Annotated in this window: 6 protein-coding genes and 1 pseudogene; 5 read left to right on the top strand and 2 right to left on the bottom strand. The window is 66.0% G+C overall.

Annotation, left to right across the window (positions count from 1 at the left end; translation table 11 throughout):
• The coding region (locus ABW137_RS29515; protein WP_526405394.1) for a DUF3703 domain-containing protein at positions 1-119 on the top strand (119 nt) is incomplete at its 5' end.
• Between the two features lie 393 nt (positions 120-512).
• A complete protein-coding gene (locus ABW137_RS29510) occupies positions 513-1,172 on the top strand; it encodes a DsbA family protein (protein WP_526405392.1) in 660 nt (219 codons plus the stop codon).
• On the opposite strand, the gene ABW137_RS29505 is transcribed toward ABW137_RS29510, so the two are convergent.
• Positions 1,169-1,372: a hypothetical protein gene (locus ABW137_RS29505; RefSeq protein WP_526405396.1), complete on the bottom strand. Its 204-nt coding sequence runs from the start codon at positions 1,370-1,372 to the stop codon at positions 1,169-1,171. The genes ABW137_RS29510 and ABW137_RS29505 overlap by 4 nt on opposite strands.
• A 31-nt stretch (positions 1,373-1,403) precedes the next feature.
• Between ABW137_RS29505 and ABW137_RS29500 the strand changes: the two are divergent.
• A pseudogene (locus tag ABW137_RS29500) lies at positions 1,404-1,506 on the top strand (L,D-transpeptidase); the annotation flags it as partial.
• Positions 1,507-1,525: 19 nt separating this feature from the next.
• On the opposite strand, the gene ABW137_RS29495 reads toward ABW137_RS29500, so the two are convergent.
• Positions 1,526-2,308 carry an adenylate/guanylate cyclase domain-containing protein gene (locus tag ABW137_RS29495; protein ID WP_526405390.1) on the bottom strand — a complete coding sequence of 261 codons (783 nt, stop codon included), beginning with the start codon at positions 2,306-2,308 and terminating at the stop codon, positions 1,526-1,528.
• A 240-nt stretch (positions 2,309-2,548) separates the two neighbouring features.
• Here ABW137_RS29495 and ABW137_RS29490 point away from each other — a divergent pair, with 240 nt between their 5' ends.
• Both ABW137_RS29490 and ABW137_RS29485 read left to right on the top strand, forming a co-directional pair.
• A complete protein-coding gene (locus ABW137_RS29490; RefSeq protein WP_526405388.1) occupies positions 2,549-2,935 on the top strand; it encodes a BlaI/MecI/CopY family transcriptional regulator in 387 nt (128 codons plus the stop codon).
• A partial coding sequence (locus ABW137_RS29485) for a M56 family metallopeptidase (RefSeq protein ID WP_526405386.1) occupies positions 2,932-3,850 on the top strand: 919 nt, incomplete at its 3' end. The genes ABW137_RS29490 and ABW137_RS29485, both read left to right, overlap by 4 nt.

The following is a 3,850-nucleotide window of genomic DNA, read 5'->3' as shown; positions in this document are numbered from 1 at the left end:
TCGCCGCGCCGGGCTCGATGACCGGGCGCTATCCGGTGGGCAACACCGGTCGGGTCGAGGCAGGTCTGCTGACCCCGATGGCGGTGCCCGCCGACCTCGCCTCAGTCGTGGGCGGCTGACGGGAATCGCGGTGGTGGTTCCCGCGCCGAACCCCTGGACCGACGTCCGCACCGTACTGGATCACGTTGATGCTGTTCGTGATTCACCGTGTCGAAGAAGAGCACATGGAGTTCTTCGCCGTTCGATCCCGCCGGCGTTGGCTACGTCCCAGGCATGTGGAGCGTCATTGCGCTGGCTCCGGTCGCCTGGTGGGGAAGGTGGCGCCTCGCCCGCAGTCCCGCGCATCGCTCTTCGACCCGACGGGCCGACGACCGTCGCCAAACCTACGGTCTTGCTACGTATATAGTTGGATCTGCGGGGCATCCCGCTCGAATCCCGTCTCGGCGCACCGCTGCCGCAACGATCGCTCCGGCACGGTACGACGTCGCCCGACTTCGCGAAGGATTGTTCAGATGGCACCCATCTCCAGGATTCTGCTGACCGCCTTCGCGGTGATCACCATAGTCATCGGAGCTGGTGTGTATCTGTCGGTGCAGAACAAGGACACTCCCGCCGTCGCGCAGGCTCAGGGCGGGGACGTGGGTCAGCTGGTCCGGGACAACAGTCGTCGGCTCAACACCGTGCCCGACAGTGAGGTCACCTTGGTGGAGTTCCTGGACTTCGAGTGCGAGGCGTGCCGCGCGGCGTTCCCGATGGTCGAACAGCTGCGAGCTCAGTACGGGGATCGCGTGAACTTCGTCGTCCGCTACTTCCCGATACAATCCCACTTCAACGCAGAGAGGGCGGCGCGCGCAGTCGAGGCGGCCGCCCAGCAGGGCAAGTTCGAGTCCATGTACAAGAAAATGTACGAAACCCAAAGCCAGTGGGGTGAGCAGCGGGTTCCGGCCGACGCAACGTTCCGCGGCTTCGCCACCGAAATGGGTCTCGACATGGCCGAATTCGATACGGCCTATGACGATCCCGCCACCCTCGATCGGGTGAACGTGGACGTAGCCGACGGCAGGGCCCTCGGCGTCCAGGGGACACCGACCTTCTTCCTCGACGGAAGCGAAGTAAGTTTCCAGAGCTACGAGGATCTTTCGGCCGCAGTCGAGCAAGCCCTCCGGGATTAGCGCCGCGCGGGGTCCGGGTGCGCGCCGGGCAGCGGCGCCGGTCGTATCGGAAGCGTCGTGTTGCAGGCGACGGCATCCCGGATCCACGAGACGAGTTCGTTCCGCAACCCGGTCAGCAGGGCAACGTCGACCACGACGCCGCGCAGGACGTTCGAGCCATCGATGGCGGACGCCACGGCGATGACACCGGTCAGCTTCACGACGATCGCTAGCTCCGGACACGTATTCCTGCAGTGGTTCTACGACACGTTCGGCAGCGGCGATCCGGTCGTGGTGAAGAACTCCGTCGGAGTGTACGACACAGCATGACGGTGCCCAATGCTGGAAGACCTGAACGCGCGCAATGGTTCTCGTCACCGGACCGACGGCCCCATCGATTCCTCGCGACGAGGCGAGGTGCTTGAGCCGAGGTTGTCGCTGAACTGCCGTAGGCAGTCGGTCGAACAGAATCGGTACGTCGTGCCCAACCGTGTGATCGTCGGCCCGGAAAAATTGGCGGGGACGTGCATTCGGCAGATCGGATCCACGTGGTGCCGGTGGCGGGTCGCGACGTCGAGGGTGAACGCCTCGACGGGCGTGCCGACATTGCGCAACTCCAACGGTCCCAACGCGGTCAACGCAGCGAGATCAGCGGCCTGAAGGGCCGACGCGGCAGCGTCGTTGACGACGATCTGACCGGCCTGTGCGATCGCCACCAGCCTTGCCGCGGTGTTGACCGTCGAGCCGAAGACGTCTCCGCGTCGCTTGACCACGGGACCCGCGGCGACGCCGGCGCGCAGCATCGGGAACCCCGGGATGCGACCGGTTTCGGTGGTGAGCCGTCGAAGGAAACCCACTGCGCTGGTGGCGTTCTGGCACATCACCAGGACTGCATCGCCGATGGTCTTGATCATCTCGTCGGCGGACCCGAGGACCCGTGCAGACACCAACGCGAACGTCTCCGACAGCTGAGCAGCCCGATGATCACCGTGAGTCTCGGTGTACGCGGTGAATCCGGCCAGGTCGACGAATACGACGGCCGCTTCGACGTCGGCGTGCTCGAACTCAGTGGCGGCAGCCAGCATCGTCACGAGTCTCGTGGATTGCCGGTAGTCGCCGCTGGGCCCGCCTCCTGGGTCACCGTCACGACGGGTCATACATGCAATAATATGCATATGAGCATGCAAAGCGTCAAGGGTCGGCGGGCCATCGTGACCTCGAATCAGCTCTCAGCGCATCGCGAATCGGCTCCGGCAGCTGAAGGCACGCGGCTTTCCTACTGAGTTAGTCAGTAGAAGCTAGCCGGGCCAGGGGGTGCGTCCCGTCAGCGTGCGACTGGCCGCCCGCCGCCGATCGACCCCGTAAGCTACCTACTGACCAAATCAGGAGGTTCGATCATGGGTCGTGTGCGTGGCTTCGGCGAACTCGAGGCGGACATCATGGATCGCCTGTGGAACCGCGACCCCGACACCGACACCACGGTCAGGCAGATCTTCGACGAATTGAGCACCGAGCGCCACATCGCCTACACCACGGTGATGTCGACGATGGACAACCTGCACGGCAAGGGCTGGCTGTCGCGCGAACGCGACGGCAAGGCCTACCGCTACCGGCCAACCCTGACCCGCGAGGAACACAGCGCCCGCCTGATGCTGGAGGCACTGAGCGGCGGCGGCCGTTCGGAAGCGGTACTCAGTCATTTCGTGGCCCAGATCGACGCCGAGGAATCCGCCGACCTGCGCGCTGCGTTGCGACGCCTTGCCCGTAGGTCGAGTCGGCGATGACGGTCGCCGCGGCACTGCTGCTGTACGTCGTCGTGGTCCTGGCCGCAGGGCCGAAGTTCCTCCTTCGGGTCACCGCCGACGGCGGTGCGCCACGCTTGGCGATAATCGCCTGGTTTACCGCCGTCGTCACCGTGACCGGATGCTCGATCGGCGCGATCGCGATGCTCTTGGTCGAAGCTGCGGGGCATTGGGACGGCCCCGACGCACTTCTGGTGTCGTGTCTGGAACGCCTCCAGGCGATCCTCGTAGGCCACGCTGGCTGGCCGGCCCGGATCGTCGCCACCGTTGCGGTGGCGATTGCCGTCGGGAGTCTGATCGCGATCTGCGTGCGCATTGGCCGCGCACTGAGCCGTATGCGTACCCACACCCTCGAGCACGCCGACGCCGTGCGCCTGGTGGGCAGGTCCGACGGCAGCGACGTCGTGGTCATCGAGGCGTCCGAACCCGCGGCGTATTGCGTGGCGGGTCGCCCGCCGGCGATCGTGGTAACCACCGCCGCCCTGGCAGCCCTGGACGAAATACAACTCGCGGCCGTGATCGCCCACGAGCGCGCTCATCTCGATGGACACCACGCCTACGTCGTGGCGGCGGTGCGCGGCTTGGCTGCGGCCCTGCCCAGGGTCGCGCTCTTCGGCAACGCCGCAACCCAAATCAGCTCACTGCTGGAAATGTGTGCCGACGACGCCGCCGCTCGACGACATGGTCGCCAACCCCTGTTGGCGGGCCTACTGGCGCTATCGGGTGCTGGTACGCCGGCCCATGGTCTGGCCGCAGCCGCCGTTGCCGTGCTCGTCCGCGCCGAGCGCCTGACGGATCCGCAAAGGGGCCTAGCCAAGATCCAGACTCGGGCCACGCTGAGCGGAGCAGTGGCCGCAATGGCCGCGACACCGTTGGCGATCGTCGCCCTGTCGCTAT

The sequence above is a fragment of the Mycobacterium sp. genome (assembly GCF_040509115.1).
Taxonomy (GTDB): domain Bacteria; phylum Actinomycetota; class Actinomycetes; order Mycobacteriales; family Mycobacteriaceae; genus Mycobacterium.
Note: the sequence above shows the minus strand (reverse complement) of the source record. Positions and strands in the feature narration are given on the sequence as shown.

Coding starts and splice junctions, on each gene's coding strand:
- ABW137_RS29510 (WP_526405392.1), top strand. CDS start 513: ATGGCACCCATCTCCAGGATTCTGCTGACCGCCTTCGCGGTGATCACC.
- ABW137_RS29495 (WP_526405390.1), bottom strand. CDS start 2,308: ATGACCCGTCGTGACGGTGACCCAGGAGGCGGGCCCAGCGGCGACTAC.
- ABW137_RS29490 (WP_526405388.1), top strand. CDS start 2,549: ATGGGTCGTGTGCGTGGCTTCGGCGAACTCGAGGCGGACATCATGGAT.